Source organism: Micromonospora sp. ZG13 (assembly GCF_059359355.1).
Map to the genome: position 1 here is coordinate 340,878 of NZ_JCADBQ010000004.1, position 16,862 is coordinate 357,739.

General features: G+C 72.4%; 15 protein-coding genes. 10 read left to right on the forward strand and 5 right to left on the reverse strand.

The features are described from left to right. Positions 1 to 4: 4 nt before the first annotated feature. Entirely contained in the window at positions 5 to 853 is an 849-nt protein-coding gene (dapF, locus tag AC5L34_RS12020; RefSeq protein WP_494824863.1) for a diaminopimelate epimerase, read from the forward strand. 42 nt (positions 854 to 895) lie between these two features. Here dapF and AC5L34_RS12025 read toward each other — a convergent pair whose 3' ends face one another. Further along, a complete protein-coding gene (locus AC5L34_RS12025; RefSeq protein WP_441175258.1) occupies positions 896 to 2,362 on the reverse strand; it encodes an NAD-dependent malic enzyme in 1,467 nt (488 codons plus the stop codon). Between the two features lie 175 nt (positions 2,363 to 2,537). Between AC5L34_RS12025 and hflX the strand changes: the two genes are divergently transcribed. Beyond that, a complete protein-coding gene (gene hflX, locus AC5L34_RS12030; RefSeq protein ID WP_101414694.1) occupies positions 2,538 to 3,989 on the forward strand; it encodes a GTPase HflX in 1,452 nt (483 codons plus the stop codon). Between the two features lie 51 nt (positions 3,990 to 4,040). Continuing rightward, positions 4,041 to 5,750: a hypothetical protein gene (locus tag AC5L34_RS12035; RefSeq protein WP_441175257.1), complete on the forward strand. Its 1,710-nt coding sequence runs from the start codon at positions 4,041 to 4,043 to the stop codon at positions 5,748 to 5,750. 109 nt (positions 5,751 to 5,859) lie between these two features. On the opposite strand, the gene lexA is transcribed toward AC5L34_RS12035, so the two are convergent. After that, entirely contained in the window at positions 5,860 to 6,642 is a 783-nt protein-coding gene (gene lexA, locus AC5L34_RS12040; protein WP_101414696.1) for a transcriptional repressor LexA, read from the reverse strand. Positions 6,643 to 7,217: 575 nt separating this feature from the next. Here lexA and nrdR point away from each other — a divergent pair. The 5 genes from nrdR to AC5L34_RS12065 all read left to right on the forward strand — a co-directional run bounded on the left by nrdR (position 7,218) and on the right by AC5L34_RS12065 (position 12,835). After that, on the forward strand, positions 7,218 to 7,718 hold the full coding sequence (nrdR, locus tag AC5L34_RS12045; protein ID WP_441175256.1) for a transcriptional regulator NrdR: 501 nt from the start codon (positions 7,218 to 7,220) through the stop codon (positions 7,716 to 7,718). A 71-nt stretch (positions 7,719 to 7,789) separates the two neighbouring features. Then, positions 7,790 to 10,669 carry a vitamin B12-dependent ribonucleotide reductase gene (locus AC5L34_RS12050; protein ID WP_441175255.1) on the forward strand — a complete coding sequence of 960 codons (2,880 nt, stop codon included), beginning with the start codon at positions 7,790 to 7,792 and terminating at the stop codon, positions 10,667 to 10,669. Between the two features lie 808 nt (positions 10,670 to 11,477). After that, positions 11,478 to 11,696 (forward strand): hypothetical protein, encoded by a 219-nt coding sequence (locus AC5L34_RS12055; protein WP_494824867.1) that lies wholly within the window; start codon positions 11,478 to 11,480, stop codon positions 11,694 to 11,696. Next, entirely contained in the window at positions 11,693 to 11,875 is a 183-nt protein-coding gene (locus AC5L34_RS12060; protein WP_494824869.1) for a hypothetical protein, read from the forward strand. Before AC5L34_RS12055 ends, AC5L34_RS12060 begins: the two co-directional genes overlap by 4 nt. Positions 11,876 to 11,899: 24 nt before the next feature. Beyond that, a complete protein-coding gene (locus AC5L34_RS12065; protein ID WP_494824871.1) occupies positions 11,900 to 12,835 on the forward strand; it encodes a DUF2332 domain-containing protein in 936 nt (311 codons plus the stop codon). Positions 12,836 to 12,883: 48 nt separating this feature from the next. On the opposite strand, the gene AC5L34_RS12070 is transcribed toward AC5L34_RS12065, so the two are convergent. Both AC5L34_RS12070 and AC5L34_RS12075 read right to left on the reverse strand, forming a co-directional pair. Beyond that, complete coding sequence (locus AC5L34_RS12070) at positions 12,884 to 13,201, reverse strand: TraR/DksA family transcriptional regulator (RefSeq protein WP_089001412.1); 318 nt, start codon at positions 13,199 to 13,201, stop codon at positions 12,884 to 12,886. Between the two features lie 413 nt (positions 13,202 to 13,614). Beyond that, positions 13,615 to 14,886 (reverse strand): MFS transporter, encoded by a 1,272-nt coding sequence (locus tag AC5L34_RS12075; protein ID WP_494824873.1) that lies wholly within the window; start codon positions 14,884 to 14,886, stop codon positions 13,615 to 13,617. A 270-nt stretch (positions 14,887 to 15,156) separates the two neighbouring features. On the opposite strand from AC5L34_RS12075, the gene AC5L34_RS12080 reads away from it, so the two are divergent. Both AC5L34_RS12080 and AC5L34_RS12085 read left to right on the forward strand, forming a co-directional pair. Further along, positions 15,157 to 15,399, forward strand: a complete 243-nt coding sequence (locus AC5L34_RS12080; RefSeq protein WP_441175252.1) for a C1orf53 family protein — start codon at positions 15,157 to 15,159, stop codon at positions 15,397 to 15,399. A gap of 87 nt (positions 15,400 to 15,486) precedes the next feature. Continuing rightward, positions 15,487 to 16,035, forward strand: a complete 549-nt coding sequence (locus tag AC5L34_RS12085) for a hypothetical protein (RefSeq protein WP_494824875.1) — start codon at positions 15,487 to 15,489, stop codon at positions 16,033 to 16,035. An 84-nt stretch (positions 16,036 to 16,119) separates the two neighbouring features. On the opposite strand, the gene AC5L34_RS12090 is transcribed toward AC5L34_RS12085, so the two are convergent. Further along, positions 16,120 to 16,806, reverse strand: coding sequence for an iron-dependent transcriptional repressor DtxR (locus AC5L34_RS12090; RefSeq protein ID WP_441175250.1), 687 nt, complete (start codon positions 16,804 to 16,806; stop codon positions 16,120 to 16,122). Between the last annotated feature and the right edge of the window lie 56 nt (positions 16,807 to 16,862).

Sequence of the window (16,862 nt, forward strand, 5' to 3'; positions counted from 1 at the left end):
GGGCGTGCAGTTCACCAAGGGCCACGGCACCGGCAACGACTTCGTCATCCTCCCCGATCCGGAGAACCGGCTCGACCTGACACCCGGGCTGGTCGCGGCCCTCTGCGACCGCCGGCGCGGGCTGGGCGGCGACGGCGTGCTGCGGGTGGTCCGGGCGGCCGCGCACCCGGAGGGCGCCGCGACAGCGGGCGAGGCCGAGTGGTTCATGGACTACTGGAACGCCGACGGGTCGTTCGCGGAGATGTGCGGCAACGGCGCCCGGGTCTTCGTCCGCTACCTGGTCGCCTCCGGGCTGGCCGAGCCGGCGGAGGGGGCGCTGCCCGTGGCGACCCGGGCCGGCGTCGTGCGCGCGCTGGTCACGGCCGACGCCATCGCCGTCGAGATGCGCCGCCCCCGGCTGTACGACACGGCGACGGCCACCCTCGGCGGGCTGACGCTGCCCGGTACGGCGGTGGACGTGGGCAACCCGCACCTGGTCTGCGCGTTGCCGGCCGGGCTGGAGCTGAGCGCGCTCGACCTCACCCGGGCCCCCGAGGTCGACGCGACGGTCTTCCCCGCCGGGGTGAACGTGGAGTTCACGGCGCCCGGCGAGCCCGTCGACGACACCGACGGCCACGTGCTCATGCGCGTGTACGAGCGCGGCTCCGCCGAGACCCTCTCCTGCGGTACGGGCGCCTGCGCGGTGGCCGCGGTGGCCCTGCGCGACGCCGGGCGGGACACCGGTGTACTGGCGGTGGACGTCCCGGGCGGACGCCTCTCGGTCACGGTGACGGAGGACAGCTGCTGGCTGGCCGGCCCGGCCACCCTGGTAGCCACCGGCACCCTGGACCCCACCGCCCTGACGACCCCCTGACCCGTCCGGCCCTGACCCGCCCGGGCCTGACCCGGTCGTTCGTCAGGGGGTGGCGCTGGCTTCGGCGGCGATCTCGGGGAGGTCGGCGGGGCCCGGGTCGGCGGCGGGGGCCGGGGTCGGGTTCTGGGCGGCGGCGCGCACCGCGGCAGCGACCGCCGGGGAGACCCGGGAGTCGAAGACGCTGGGCACGATCACCGTCGGGTTGATCTTGTCCTCGCCGACCACGTCCGCGATGGCCCGGGCCGCCGCGATCGCCATCTCCTCGGTGAACTCCTCGGCGTGCGCGTCCAGCATGCCGCGGAAGACGCCCGGGAAGGCGAGCACGTTGTTGATCTGGTTCGGCTGGTCGGAGCGGCCGGTGGCGACCACGGCGGCGTACTTGCGCGCCTCCCGCGGGTCGACCTCCGGGTCCGGGTTGGCCAGCGCGAAGACGATCGAGTCCTTGGCCATCGTGGCGATGTCGTCGCCGGTGAGCAGGTTCGGCGCGCTGACCCCGATGAAGACGTCCGCGCCGCGTACCGCCCCGGCCAGGTCGCCGGAGTAGTTCTCCCGGTTGGTGTTCTCGGCCAGCCACTGCCAGGCCGGGTTGAGCCCGCTCTGGCCGCGGTGCAGGGCACCCTGGCGGTCGTACGCGATGATGTCGCCGACGCCCTGGCGCAGCAGCAGCTTCATGATCGCGGTGCCGGCCGCGCCCGCGCCCGAGACCACGACCCGGACGTCCGCGAGCTGCTTGCCCACGACGCGCAGCGCGTTGGTCAGCGCGGCCAGCACGCAGATCGCGGTGCCGTGCTGGTCGTCGTGGAAGACCGGGATGTCCAGCGCCTCGCGCAGCCGCGCCTCGATCTCGAAGCAGCGCGGCGCGGCGATGTCCTCGAGGTTGATCCCGCCGTACGCCGGGGCGATGGCCTTGACGATCTGCACGATCTCGTCGGTGTCCTGGGTGTCGAGCACCACCGGCCAGGCGTCCACCCCACCGAAGCGCTTGAACAGCGCCGCCTTGCCCTCCATCACCGGCAGCGACGCCGCCGGCCCGAGGTTGCCCAGGCCCAGCACGGCGGAGCCGTCGCTGACCACGGCGACGGTGTTGCGCTTTATGGTCAGCCGGCGGGCGTCGGCGGGGTTCTCGGCGATGGCCTGGCAGACCCGCGCCACCCCCGGGGTGTACGCCCGGGACAGCTCGTCACGGTTGCGCAGCGCCACCTTCGAGCTGACCTCGATCTTGCCGCCGAGGTGCAGCAGGAAGGTCCGGTCGGACACCTTGCGCACGTCCACGCCGTCCAGCGCGGTCAACGCGTCGACCACCTGGTCGGCGTGGCTGGCGTCGGCGGTGTCGCAGGTCAGGTCGACGAGCACGTGGGTCGGGTCGGAGTCCACCACGTCGAGGGCGGTGACGATCGCCCCGGCCTCACCCACGGAGGTGGTCAGCCGGCCGATCGAGGACGCGTCCGCCGGCACGGCGATCCGAATCGTGATCGAGAATCCGGCACTGGGAAGTCGGGTGATGGCCACGGGGTCCCTCCGTCGACGCTGAACGGCTCGCCCCGCATTTCTACTCGCCCCGGCCGGCCCCTTCGGCAGCCGCCCCCACTTTTGTGGCCCGTTCGAGCGGGCATATAGCGGGTGCGTTCCGCGTTGGCACATGTCAGGATTGCTCGGTACGTGACAGAACGGACAGGAGACCGGCTTGCACAACCAGGAGACCCTACTTCCCTACGAGGACGACGAGCTCGACGCCACCACCGGTGAGTTCGAGCTGTCGGAGCGGCAGGCGCTGCGGCGGGTCCCCGGCCTCTCCACCGAACTCGCGGACATCACCGAGGTCGAATACCGCCAGCTGCGCCTGGAGCGCGTCGTCCTCGTCGGCGTCTGGACCGAGGGCACGCAGAGCGACGCCGAGAACTCCCTCACCGAGCTGGCCGCGCTGGCGGAGACCGCCGGCTCGCAGGTGCTCGAAGGGCTGATCCAGCGGCGCAACCGCCCGGACCCCGCCACCTACGTCGGCCGGGGCAAGGTCGACGACCTCGGCTCGGTCGTGCTCTCCACCGGCGCCGACACGGTGATCTGCGACGGTGAGCTGTCGCCGTCGCAGCTGCGCAACCTGGAGCAGCGCACCAAGGTCAAGGTGGTCGACCGCACCGCGCTGATCCTCGACATCTTCGCCCAGCACGCCAAGAGCAAGGAGGGCAAGGCGCAGGTCGAGCTCGCCCAGCTCGAATACCTGCTGCCGCGCCTGCGCGGTTGGGGTGAGACCCTCTCGCGGCAGACCGGTGGTAGCGGTCGCGGCGGTGGCGCCGGCGGCGGCGTGGGTCTGCGCGGCCCCGGTGAGACGAAGCTGGAGACCGACCGGCGCCGGATCCGCCACCGCATCGCCCGGCTGCGCCGGGAGATCAAGGGCATGAAGACGGTACGCCAGACCAAGCGCGCCCGGCGTTCCCGCAACGCCGTGCCGGCCGTGGCCATCGCCGGCTACACCAACGCCGGCAAGTCGAGCCTGCTCAACCGGCTGACCGGGGCGGGCGTGCTGGTGGAGAACGCGCTTTTCGCCACCCTCGACCCGACCACCCGCAAGGCCACCACGGCCGACGGGCGGCTCTACACCCTCTCCGACACGGTCGGGTTCGTCCGGCACCTGCCGCACCAGATCGTCGAGGCGTTCCGCTCGACCCTGGAGGAGGTCGCCGAGGCCGACCTGGTGGTGCACGTCGTCGACGGCACCCACCCGGACCCGGAGGAGCAGGTCCGGGCGGTCCACGAGGTGCTCGCCGAGGTGGGCGCCGACCGGCTGCCCGAGCTGCTGGTGGTCAACAAGACCGACGCGGCCGACGAGGAGACGCTGCTGCGGCTCAAGCGGCTCTGGCCGGAGGCGGTCTTCGTCTCCGCGCACACGGGTCGCGGCATTGACGGGCTGCGCGAGGCCGTCGAGGCGCGGCTGCCCCGCCCCGCGGTGGAGGTCCGCGCGGTGCTGCCGTACGACCGGGGCGACCTGGTGGCCCGGGTGCACCGCCAGGGCGAGGTGCTGAGCACCTCCCACCTGCCGGAGGGCACCCTGGTGCACGTACGGGTCGGCGAGGCGCTCGCCGCCGAGCTGGCGCCGTTCCGGGCGGAGGAGGACCCGGCGGTCGCGGGCGCGCGGTGACGGCCTCCCGGCGTCACGCGTCGGAAACTCCCGGCGTGCGACACTGATTCAATGCGCCGCGCTGTTTCTTCGGTCACGGTCGTCCTCGGCTTGCTGGGGGCGACCGTGGCGTGTACCGGAGTCGCCCTGACTGCGGCACCGGCCTCGGCCGCGTCCTCGCTCGCGGCCGCCCCGGGCAAGAAGCGGTGCACGGTCACCGACGAGCGGCTGCGGGAGCTGTCGGGCCTGGTGGCCACCAAGAGCGGCTACATCGTGATCAACGACGGCACCGAGGTGGAGAGCCGCAAGCGGGTCTTCTTCCTCGACACCAAGTGCGGCATCTCGAAGGAGCCGGTCCGCTACTCGGGGCAGGGTCCGTTCGACACCGAGGACCTGGCGCTCTCCCCGGACGGCACCACGCTCTGGATCGCCGACACCGGCGACAACGTCACCAGCCGTGAGCGTCGTGAGCGGGTGGCGCTGTGGAGCATGCCGGTCGACGGGTCGAAGCGGCCGGTGCTGCACCGCCTCTCCTACCCGGAGGGCAAGCCGCACGACGCCGAGGCGCTGCTGATCGGCGACGACGGCACCCCGTTGATCATCACCAAGGTGATGTCCGGCAAGGCCCAGATCTTCTCCCCCGCCGAGAAGATGAAGAGCGGGGACACGCCGCCCGTGCCGATGAAGAAGGTCGGCGAGATCAGCCTGCCGGAGACCGACACGGACAACCGCCTCGGCGCTCCCGGCCGCGTGGCGATCACGGGTGCGGCCCGCTCACCGGACGGCGCCCGGGTCGTGGTGCGCACCTACGCCGACGCCTTCGAGTACGACGTCACCGACGGCAACGTCCTGGCCGCCCTCACCGGCGGCAAGCCCCGGGTGACGGCGCTCGCCGACCCGTTCGGTGAGGCGATCACCTACAGCCCCGACGGCAAGACCTTCCTCACCGTCTCCGACGGCGGCCAGCTCGACGAGGACGCCCCGATCGACATCCTCGGCTACACCCCCTCCACGGAGGGCGCGAAGCCGGTGGCCGGCGGGGGCGAGACGCCGAAGAAGGCCGGCCAGTCGTGGGTCGACGGCCTGAGCCTGAGCGACATCACGTACCTGATCGCGGCAGTGGGGGTGATCGGCGCGCTCATGGTGGCGGCCGGTGTCTTCGGCATCCTCCGGGCCCGGCGTAGGCCGACGCCCGTCCGCCGCGACGACGGTCCGGAGCGCGACGACGCCCTCGGCGACGACCGGCGTGCTCCGGCGGACGACGACTTCGTCGCGCCGGGCGACCGGGGGCGCGGCGTCTACGGCGGTGCGCCGGCGGGGCCGGTCTACGGCGGCCCTGCCGGTGGGCGCGGCGGCCGTCCGCCGGCCGGCGGCGGGGTGCACGGCGGTGCCCGTCCGGCTGGTGGTGGCGTCTACGGCGGAGCCCGTCCGGCTGCCGGCGGCGGTGTCTACGGCGGCGGCCGTCCGCCCGTCGACGGGCCGCCGCCCGGCCTGGGCGGGCCGCCACCCGGTGGTCGCCGCCAGGGTGGCGGCGCGGGTGACCGGCAGGGTGGCGGTGGCCGGCAGGGTGGCGGTCGCCCCGGTGGCGGTGTCTACGGTGGCGGGGGCCAGCCGGGCGGTGGCGTCTACGGTGGTGGCCGGGCGGAGCCGCCGCGTCGGGGCGGCGAGCCGGATCCCCGTGGCCAGCGGCCGGTCCGCCGGCGCGACGACGGCCCCGAGGACGGTCGCGGCTACGGGCACGTGCCCGGAGGCGGCCGGGGCTACCGGGGCGACCGCTACTGAACTCCGCCGGACCGACGGCCGTGACGGACCGACGGCCGTGACGGACCGTCGGCGGTGAGGGACCGACGGGTGACCGCCGGCGGCGGCCACCCGGTGTGGTGGTGGCGGATCAGATGCGGCGCAGCACCGCGACGACCCGGCCCATGATGGTGGCGTCGTCACCGGGGATCGGGTCGAAGGCCGGGTTCTGCGGCATGAGCCAGACGTGCCCGTCGCGGCGGCGGTAGGTCTTCACGGTCGCCTCGCCGTCGAGCATGGCGGCGACGATGTCACCGGCCTCGGCCGTCGGCTGCTGCCGGACCACGACCCAGTCGCCGTCGCAGATGGCCGCGTCGAGCATCGAGTCGCCCTTGACCTGGAGCATGAAGACCTCGCCCTCGCCCACCAGCTCGCGGGGGAGGGGGAAGATGTCCTCGACGGCCTGCTCGGCCAGGATCGGGCCACCGGCCGCGATCCGGCCCAGCATCGGCACGTAGGCCGGGGCGGGGCGCTGCGAGCGGGCCAGCTCGTCGTCGACGTCGGCGGGCGCCCGGACGTCCACGGCACGCGGCCGGTTGGGGTCGCGGCGCAGGAAGCCCTTCTTCTCCAGCTCCTTGAGCTGGTAGGCGACGCTGGACGGGGAGACCAGGCCGACGGCCTCGCCGATCTCGCGCACGCTCGGCGGGTAGCCGTGCCGCTCGACCCAGGTGCGGATGAACTCCAGGATCCGGCGCTGCCGGGCGGTGAGATCCACCGTCGCGGGGTCGGGGAAGGCGCTGACCACCGGGGTGACCGGGCGCACGGCCGGCTGCCCGGTCCGGCTGCGCGCGGCGCCCCGGCGTCGGGTGGCTGGCGGGCCCGCCTCGGTGATCTGCTGCGGGCTCTTCGGCCGGCTGGCCCGATCCTCGGTCACGTCCGTCCTCCCTGGTCGGCGCTGGGTGCCTTGGCGGCTCGTGGTGCGTGCGGTGCTGCGGTGTGCGAGCTGACCGGTGGACGGAGGGATTCCGCGCCCGGTTCTTCAAGACCGTATAGGTGAGTTCGGTCATTTTCAAACATCTGTACGACCTTGCTCGGCGTGTCGGGATGAAAAACGGGTCCGCTCGTACTCGTGTTCTGATAAATGGTACGTCGGATCGAACGGGTGTTCGACTTTCGTCCGATCGTCGGCCGGTTCGCGACGGTCGGACCGGTAACTCCCGGGGCCGTCGCACGGTTGGTCCTGCGGCGGGCGGCGCGCTGGTCGGCCCCGGAGTTCGGGTGACGCGCCGGACACGCCGGCCAACTTGACCTCCGATCCGCAGCGGCCTACGGTCGACCCCTAGATGTAGTAGTCACACGGGCGTAAGTCGCCTACAGGTTGGGTTCGACTACCGACCGCACTCCGGCACCGTCGACACGGCGAAGACCATCGACAGATGGCTCCGCCGCGCTCACGCGTGTCCGGGAAGCGGTCGGCGGGCCCGCGATCGACGAAGGAGGTCGGGTGCGATGCGGTGTCCGTACTGCCGGCACGCAGACTCCCGGGTCGTCGACTCGCGGGAGGCCGACGACGGCCAGTTGATCCGCCGGCGGCGGTCCTGCCCGGAGTGCGGCAAGCGGTTCACCACGGTGGAGGAGGCGGTCCTCGCGGTCGTCAAGCGCAGCGGGGTCACCGAACCGTTCAGCCGCACGAAGATCGTCGGCGGGGTGCGCAAGGCGTGCCAGGGTCGGCCCGTGGACGACGACTCGATCGCGCTGCTCGCGCAGAAGGTCGAGGAGACCGTCCGGGCCAAGGGGGCCGCCGAGATCCCGAGCCACGAGGTGGGGCTGGCCATCCTGGGCCCGCTGCGGGACCTGGACGAGGTGGCCTACATGCGGTTCGCCAGCGTCTACCGGTCGTTCGACTCGCTCGCCGACTTCGAGCGGGAGATCGAGACGCTGCGGGCCGCCGCGCGCGCCCGGGAGGGCGCCGGGGCCGAGGCGGCCGAGGTCGCCGGCCGTACCAGTTGATTTTTTTCTTTGCAGATGACGACAAGTCGGATCGGGCGGCGGGTGGCCGTGCGGACGAGGGGGCGGATGAGATGTCGGGGGACGGTGTGACAACCAGCAGGGCACGGAACAAGGCCGGCGCGGGACTCAAGATCGAGCGGGTCTGGACCACCGAGGGGGTGCACCCCTACGACGAGGTCGCCTGGGAGCGTCGCGACATCGTCATGACGAACTGGCGGGACGGCTCGGTCAACTTCGAGCAGCGTGGCGTCGAGTTCCCGGAGTCGTGGAGCGTCAACGCGGCGAACATCGTGACCACCAAGTACTTCCGGGGCGCCGTCGGCACCCCCGAACGGGAGTGGTCGCTGCGGCAGCTCATCGACCGGGTGGTCACCACCTACCGCACCGCCGGTGAGGAGTACGGCTACTTCGCCGGCCCGGCCGACGCCGAGGTCTTCGCCCACGAGCTGACCTGGATGCTGCTGCACCAGGTGTTCAGCTTCAACTCACCGGTCTGGTTCAACGTCGGCACGCCCTCGCCGCAGCAGGTCAGCGCCTGCTTCATCCTGGCCGTCGACGACTCGATGGACTCCATCCTCGACTGGTACAAGGAGGAGGGGCTGATCTTCAAGGGCGGCTCCGGCTCCGGCGTCAACCTGTCCCGGATCCGCTCCTCCCGCGAGCTGCTCTCCTCCGGCGGCAACGCCTCCGGCCCGGTCAGCTTCATGCGCGGCGCCGACGCCTCCGCCGGCACCATCAAGTCCGGCGGCGCCACCCGGCGCGCGGCGAAGATGGTCATCCTCGACGTGGACCACCCGGACATCCAGGAGTTCGTGGTCACCAAGGCGCGCGAGGAGGACAAGATCCGCGCGCTGCGCGACGCCGGGTTCGACATGGACCTCGGCGGCGCCGACATCGTCAGCGTGCAGTACCAGAACGCCAACAACTCCGTGCGGGTCTCCGACGAGTTCATGACCGCCGTGGAGAACGGCGGGGGCTTCGACCTGCGCGGCCGGCTCGACGGCGCGGTGATCGAGACCATCGACGCCAAGAACCTGTTCCGCACCATCTCCCACGCCGCCTGGGAGTGCGCCGACCCCGGCCTGCAGTACGACGACACGATCAACGACTGGCACACCTGCCCGGAGACCGGGCGGATCACCGCGTCGAACCCGTGCTCGGAGTACCTGCACCTGGACAACTCCTCGTGCAACCTGGCCTCGCTCAACCTGATGAAGTTCCTCCGCGCCGACGGCGGCTTCGAGGTGGAGAAGTTCGTCCGCTCCGTCGAGTTCGTCATCACCGCGATGGACATCTCGATCTGCTTCGCCGACTTCCCGACCGAGAAGATCGGCGAGACCACCCGCGCCTACCGGCAGCTCGGCATCGGCTACGCCAACCTGGGCGCCCTGCTGATGGCCTCCGGCCTGCCGTACGACTCGGAGCAGGGCCGCTCGGTGGCCGCGGCGATCACCTCGCTGATGACCGGCACCGCGTACCGCCGCTCCGCCGAGCTGGCCGGCGTCGTCGGCGCGTACGACGGCTACGCCCGCAACGCCGAGCCGCACAAGCGGGTCATGCGCAAGCACGCCGCCGCCAACGACGAGATCAAGCCGTCGGGCACCGTGGCCACCGCGATCGTCCGCGAGGCCACGAAGCAGTGGACCCAGGGCAACAAGATCGGTGACAAGTTCGGCTGGCGCAACTCGCAGGCCAGCGTGCTCGCGCCGACTGGCACCATCGGCCTGATGATGGACTGCGACACCACCGGCGTCGAGCCAGACCTGGCGCTGGTCAAGTTCAAGAAGCTGGTCGGCGGCGGCTCGATGCAGATCGTCAACCAGACCGTGCCGCGCGCCCTGCGCAGCCTCGGCTACCCCGAGGAGCAGGTCGAGGCGATCGTGGAGCACATCGCCGACCACGGCCACGTGGTCGACGCCCCCGGCCTGAAGCCGGAGCACTACCCGGTCTTCGACTGCGCGATGGGCGAGCGCTCGATCGCGCCCATGGGCCACGTACGGATGATGGCGGCCGTCCAGCCGTTCATCTCCGGCGCCATCTCCAAGACGGTCAACATGCCGGAGCAGGCGACCGTCGAGGACGTCGAGAAGATCTACTTCGAGGGCTGGAAGCTCGGCCTCAAGGCGCTGGCGATCTACCGCGACAACTGCAAGGTCGGCCAGCCGCTGTCGGTCGCCAAGCCCAACAAGACCGTCGCGACCACGGAGGCCCCGGCCGAGGTGGAGAAGGTCGTCGAGAAGGTCGTCGAGTACCGCCCGGTGCGCAAGCGGCTGCCGAAGAAGCGCCCGTCCCAGACGGTCAGCTTCTCCGTCGGCGGCGCCGAGGGCTACCTCACCGCCTCGTCCTACCCGGACGACGGCCTGGGCGAGGTCTTCCTCAAGATGTCGAAGCAGGGCTCGACCCTGGCCGGCGTGATGGACGCCTTCTCGGTGGCCATCTCCATCGGTCTCCAGTACGGCGTCCCGCTGGAGACGTACGTCAGCAAGTTCACCAACATGCGCTTCGAGCCGGCCGGCATGACCGACGACCCGGACGTGCGGATGGCCGCCTCGGTGATGGACTACATCTTCCGTCGCCTGGCGCTGGACTTCCTGCCGTACGAGCGCCGCGCGGAACTGGGCATCTTCACCGCCAGCGAGCGGGCCGCCCAGCTCCGGGCCGAGGCGGAGGCGGAGGCGAGCGGTGCGGACCTCACCGCGATGGCCGCCTCCGCCCCGGTCGAAGCGCCGGCCGAGCCGAAGACCGGCCCGATCGCCCAGCCGGCACAGGAGACCGCCGACGTCGCCGCCGCCAAGCCGGCGCCGCCCGTGGGCTCCAGCACCGAGCTGCTGGAGGCCGTGATCGGCAAGGCCGCCGACGCGCCGCTCTGCTTCACCTGCGGTACGAAGATGCGCCCGGCCGGTAGCTGCTACGTCTGCGAGGGCTGCGGCTCCACCAGCGGCTGCAGCTGACGTACGAGTAGACCATGGTGGGCCGGCAGGTATCTGCCGGCCCACCATGGTCGTTGCTGGACGCCTGTCTTCCTGGCCCCGAGGGGTTAGCGCGCCGATCTGGATTCACTGCGCCTCGACGGGAACGTGACAGATGCGGTCGGCACCAAGCAGGACATCGGCAACGACGGCGGAGGACTCGTTCGCAGCATCACGGCCGGAACCCAGGATCGCGGTTGTCGCGACGTCGGCGCCAGCTACCTTCGCGATGTGCCTGGACGTCGCCGTGTCCGCGGGCGGCGTCTCGTCAGCGGTCCTCGTCGCCGTCGGTCGGGCGGGGCGGGCGATTGTGCCGGGCCCACTCGTCCACCTCGTCCGCGTCCCAGACGGTCGTCCCGATCAAGCGGGCGATGGGTTCCGGGAATCCAGGCCTACGGGTGATTTGTAGAACCCGCTGACGCGACACGCCGAACAGGGCGGCCAACTCGCCAGGCCCGTACAAGCGCGGTCGCTTCACGGCCTGAAGGTAAGTGCGACATTCTCTTGGCGATTGTCACTTACAGATTGACAACCCTAAAGGAGGTGGTGTGTGGTGTAGCGGAGCCCGCTGGTGACAGCGGGACGACGGATCGCCGGGAGGTCACATGCCGAAGCGCGTGTCGTACGACGGCTATCTGCTGGCGGTGGCGCTCACTCTGGCCCGTCGGCACCGCCCGGTCTGGTCCTGGCGCCAGTGGCGTCGCCTCTGTCGATGCGGTTCGGAGTTGCCCTGTCGGGCCCGGCATCGCGCCCCGATAGGCCGAGGTCACTGGCCTGGGGAGGAGGCGTCATGACCACCCACGGCCCCGTCCTACCCCTGTGGACCTGCGGCGGCTGCGACGCCCCTTGGCCGTGCGGGACGCGACGCAGGGAACTGCACGCCGAGTTCGAGGGCGCACCGGTGTCGCTTTCCCTCTACATGGGGTCCTACCTGGTCTGGGCCGCTGAGGACCTGACCTGGGTGCCCGCCGGAGTGCTGCACCGGCGCTTCCTGGGGTGGGTGCGGTGAGCGTCATCCGGCGCGGCGACGAGCGCTTCCACTACAGCGACGGCTCCCACAAGTGGATCCCGCCGGACCCGGACTACGACCAGGAGGCCTGGGACGCGATGGTGCGCCAGCACCAGCTCCAGCACCTGGAGGAGATCTCGGCGGGCCGAAAGCCGCGTCACGGGAGGCGAACACCGTGAGGCGTCGGCTGCGATCATCGGAACATGACGATCGCCGAGAGCTACGTCGAGTTCGGCACCCGTGAGGCGCGCGGCGTTTCCCCGACGTACGAGCGACTGTCCCTCGCCGTCTCCCGCGACGACGAACTCCTGGCCCGGCTCGCCGCGCTCCCGCCAGGAAAGCGGCAGCCGAACCTGCTGTTCGGCGTCGTACGACTGCTCGGCGGACCCGTCGACGGCCCGGCGGCCTTCCGCGACTTCGCGCTGGCCAACTGGCCGGCGATCGAGGCGGAACTGCGCACCCGCGCGACCCAGACGAACGAGCCCGGGCGGTGTGCCGTACTGCTGCCCGTGCTCGCCGCGTTGCCGCAGCCGCTGGCGTTGCTGGAGGTCGGCGCGTCCGCCGGGCTCTGCCTCTACCCCGACCGGTACGCCTACCGCTACGGCGACCACGTGCTCGGCGCGGGCGACCCGGCCTTCGGATGCGCCGCCACCGATATGGCCCCGCCGGACCGGCTGCCGGAGGTGGTGTGGCGGGCCGGCCTGGACCTGAATCCGCTGCGGGTGAGCGAGCCGGCGGACGTCGCGTGGCTCGACGCCCTTGTCTGGCCGGAGCACACACATCGCCGCGCCCGGCTGCGGGCCGCAGCGGCCGTCGCCGTGGCCGAGCCGCCGCTGCTCGTGCGCGGCGACCTGGTGGACGACCTGCCCGCGCTGGCCGCGCGGGCGCCGGCGGGCGCGACGCTGGTGGTGTTCCACACCTCCGTGCTCTACCAGGTGCCGGCACCGCGCCGGGCGGCGTTCACGGACGCGGTACGCCGCCTGCCCGGCCACTGGATCTCCAACGAGTCTCCGGACGTGCTGCCCCACGGCGCGTTGCCGGAACCGCCGGACGGGGCGCTGTACAACGTGCTCGCGTTGGACGGCCGGCCACTCGCCTGGACGCGCTCGCACGGGCAGGCGATGACCTGGTTCGGCTGACCCGGCCGGGCTGCCGTGCCGTCTTCCGGCACGGCAGCCCCGCGTACGTCAGTGCTGCTTCTGCTGGCAGGGCACGCAGAAGCGGGCGTGCGGCAGCACCTCCAGGCGCTCCCGGGGGATCGCGGCGGAACACCGCTCGCAGATGCCGTAGCGGCCCTCGGCGAGGCGACGAAGCGCCCCGCTGATCTGCTCGATGCTCTGCCGGGTGGCGGCGATCAGCGCGCTCTGGGTGTGCGCCTCGCCCGGGTCGCCGGTGTCGGCGGTGAGCTGCGTCAGCCGGACGGTCTGCGCCTCGAAGTCGTTGGTCAGTGTCGTACGCAGGTCGTCGAGCCACTTCTGCTCGCTGGACTGGGTGGGCGTGGTCATGGCGTAGCTCCTTCGGGAAAAAGAAAAAGGGCCGAAGCTGGATAGCTTCGCCCTGGTGGCCGTTCGCAAGAGTTGCAACCGGTTCACGGAGGGCCACGTCCGGCGGGGCTCGGCAGTCGGGAGGCGACCGAGCCGGCGCACGACGGCGCGACTGCGGATCGCACCACCCGGGTCGCCACGTTCACCCGCAGGGCACACCGGCAGGCAGCAGCGGGCGCCGCCGTCACCACGACGGCGGTGCTGCTCTGCTGACCGGTCGAACACATGCAGCCACCATAGGCCGGGCGGAGCGGAAAGCCAACGTGCTTCCGTGCGCACGGGGCCGGCCCGGTGCCCGGGGTCACCCGGCCGGGAGGTGCGGCCTGGTCGGCCGCCGACGGGCCCCGCCCGGAGCCAGTTCTGACATCGACCGGTCACGCCGCCGGCATGTCCCGCATCCGCCGCAGCGGCGAGAAGACGACGAAGAGCGCGGCGCTCCACGTGCCGAGCACGCAGATCCACAGCGCCGGCCGCAACCCGAACTGGCTGGCGAGGGTGCCGCCGGTGAGCGCGCCCACCGGGATCACGCCGAAGCAGACCCAGAGGAACGCCGCGTTCACCCGGCCGAGCAGGGCGGGCGGGGTGATCCGCTGCCGGTACGTCATGGCGGCCACGTTGTAGAGCACCGCGTTGGCGGAGAACGCGGCCATGCCGATGCCGTAGAGCAGCACGCCCCAGCCGGGCTGCGCCAGGGGCATCAGCAGGTACAGCGGGCCCGGGGCGGCCATCGCCACCCAGATCACCCGGGCCGAGCCGAGCCACGCGGTCAACCGGTCGGCGAACGCGCCGACGACCAGGCCGCCCACGGCGCTGACCGAGAAGACCAGCCCGACCAGCGCCGGCGTGGCGTGCAGCTCCTTGAGCAGGAAGACCACCTCGATCGAGCCGGACGCCATGACGAAGAAGTTCGAGGTGGTGGTGCAGGCGAGGATGCTGCGCAGGATGGGCTGGCGGCGGATGAAGCCCAGCCCCTCGGTCATCTCCACCCGCAGCGGCACCCGCTCGCGGTGTGGCGCGGGCCCGGCCGGCGCCTCCCGGATCAGCAGCAGGGTCAACCCGCTCACGGCGAAGGCGACGGCGGTGACGACGAGCGTCCTCGCGGCGCCGACCAGCCCGACCAGCACGCCGCCGATCGTCGGGCCGACGAGTTCGGCGGAGTCCTGGCCGACGGTGAGCTTCGCGTTGGCGTCCACGAGGCGCTCCGGCGGCACCAGTCTCGGCAGCATGCTCTTGTGGGCCACCGTGAACAGGACGGTGAGCACGCCGGAGAGCCCGACCACCGCGTACAGGAAGCCGAGGGTGAGCTGACCGACCAGGGCGACCACCGGCACCGACAGCAGCAGCGCAGCCCGGCCAAGGTCGCAGGCGACCATCAGCCGCCGCTGGTCGACGCGGTCGGCGAGGATGCCCGCGGGCAGGGAGAAGATGAGGTACGGCAGCCAGGCGAGCGCCGTCAGCAGCGCCACCTGGAAGACGCTGGCGTCGAGTGTGCCGACGGCGAGCAGCGGCACCGCGACGTTGGAGACCCGGGTGCCCAGTTCGCTGACCGTCTGCCCGGCCAGGAGCAGCCCGAAGTTGCGGCTGCGCAGCAGCGAGGGTCGTTTCGGGGCGGTGCCTGCGGCGGGCCTGGCCGCCTGCTGCGTCACGCCGGGCTTCCGGTGCGGGCCGGTGACCGGTGTGGGGAGGCCGCCGACCTCGCGGGATTCGACGCGGCTCGCGGGCGCCCGGCCCGTCCGTGGTCCATCCGGTCAGCCTGCCGGCCCCGTCCGGATCGACGCCACTGGTTATCCGATCCCCGTACGGGCGGCCGCGCGCCCCCTGGCCGACCATCCGCAGTGCCGCGACCTGCGGATCCGGCGGTGGCCCGGCGCCCCGCCCGGGGCAGGCGCCGCCGAGCACGTCTCTAGACTGCGCCGGTGACCGGAGAGCGACGACCGCTGGCGGACCGGCCGCTGACCGAGCCGCACCCGTCCCGGCTGCCGCCGCAGCACCCGGACCGGGAGCGGATCCTCGCCGCGCACTCCGCCGCCCTGACCGCCGGCGAGGCGGGCTACCTCGACCCGGCCACCGGTCTCTTCGTGCTCAGCGCGGGTTTCCTGGCCCGGCGCGGCACCTGCTGCGGGCGCGGCTGCCGACACTGCCCGTACGTCGACGACTGAGGGAGTCCGGCCGAGGGCTACCGCCCGGCCGGGCCACATCGTACGGTTTCCGGCGGACGCGTCGGAGTGGACAGCGGAGGAGTGAGCGTGCGCGGGCGGATGCTGGGCGCCGGGGTGGCGGTGCTGTTGGTGGCCGGCTGCGGCGCGGAGGCCGAGCCGGTGGCCCTACCACCTCCCGCACCGGTCGCCGTCGACGTGGCCGCCGCCTCCTCCGGCGGGGCGTGCCGGCTGTTGGACTTCGGCGTGATCGAGCAGCACGCCGGCGTCCGCTTCGACGTCGCGGCGGCCAGCGCGACCGGCGACAGCCACACCTGCGTGGTGCGCGCGGGTCAGGACGACCTGCCGGAGCTGACGCTGACCGTCACGCGGACGTCGATCGACGCGGCGACCTTCACCGCCGACGTGGTGCCGGCGAAGGCGGCCAAGGTGCCCGGGCTCGGCCAGCGGGCATACCGGCGGACCGTCTCGGCCAAGGGTGGCGCCGGACCGGTCGCGGAGGTGGGTTGGCTGGCCGTCGAGGCCCGCCTCGTCACCCTGCGCTATGCCACTGCCCGCGACACGGCCAGGGCCGACGCCGAGCGGCTCACGGAGGCGCTCGTCACGCTGGCCGGGCAACTCGACATCCGGGCGCTCTGACTCCGGCCCGGGCCGCCGCCCGCGCGTCGGCCGGTGCGGGTGCGCCCTGCGTCCGGTCCGAGCCGGCGACGTGCCCGGAACGGATCAGTGCGCGGCGACGAAGACGCGGGAGGCGATCTCGCGCGGCAACCTGATGCGGTCACCGGAGCGGTCGATCGACACCCCGTCGCGCTCCTGCGCCACCGTGACGGTCGCGCCCGGGTCGACGCCGGCGGCGTGCAGTTGCCGGAGCACGTCCGCGTCGGTCTGCACGCTCTCGCAGATGCGTCGCACCACGACGGGCCCCGACAGCCCCGGGAACGCCAGATTGCGCTCGCCCTCGACCGGGGCGGCGGTCGTCTGCTCCGGCGTGCCCAGCTGGTCCAGCCCCGGGATCGGGTTGCCGTAGGGGGAGCGGGTCGGCCGGTTGAGCAGGTCGTAGACCCGCTTCTCGACGGCGTCGCTCATCACGTGCTCCCACCGGCAGGCCTCCTCGTGGGCCTCCTCGTAGGGCATCCCGATCACGTTGACCAGCAGCAGCTCGGCGAGGCGGTGCTTGCGCATCACGGAGACCGCGTTGCTGCGGCCGTGCGGGGTCAGCGCCAGGTGGCGGTCGCCCTCGACGGTCAGCAGGCCGTCGCGCTCCATCCGGGCGACGGTCTGGCTGACGGTCGGCCCGCTCTGCCCCAGCCGCTCGGCGATGCGGGCACGCAGCGGCGGAACCCCCTCCTCCTCCAGCTCGAGGATGGTCTTGAGGTACATCTCGGTCGTGTCGACCAGATCATGCTTCACGTCAGCGGACCTCCGGCCAACGATGCTACCTCGGCGTTCACCGAACGACCCACGGC

Excerpts from the sequence above, each read along its gene's own strand:
- AC5L34_RS12035 (WP_441175257.1), top strand. The coding sequence starts at position 4,041 with ATGCGCCGCGCTGTTTCTTCGGTCACGGTCGTCCTCGGCTTGCTGGGG.
- nrdR (WP_441175256.1), top strand. The coding sequence starts at position 7,218 with ATGCGGTGTCCGTACTGCCGGCACGCAGACTCCCGGGTCGTCGACTCG.
- AC5L34_RS12050 (WP_441175255.1), top strand. The coding sequence starts at position 7,790 with ATGTCGGGGGACGGTGTGACAACCAGCAGGGCACGGAACAAGGCCGGC.
- AC5L34_RS12055 (WP_494824867.1), top strand. The coding sequence starts at position 11,478 with ATGACCACCCACGGCCCCGTCCTACCCCTGTGGACCTGCGGCGGCTGC.
- AC5L34_RS12065 (WP_494824871.1), top strand. The coding sequence starts at position 11,900 with ATGACGATCGCCGAGAGCTACGTCGAGTTCGGCACCCGTGAGGCGCGC.
- AC5L34_RS12070 (WP_089001412.1), bottom strand. The coding sequence starts at position 13,201 with ATGACCACGCCCACCCAGTCCAGCGAGCAGAAGTGGCTCGACGACCTG.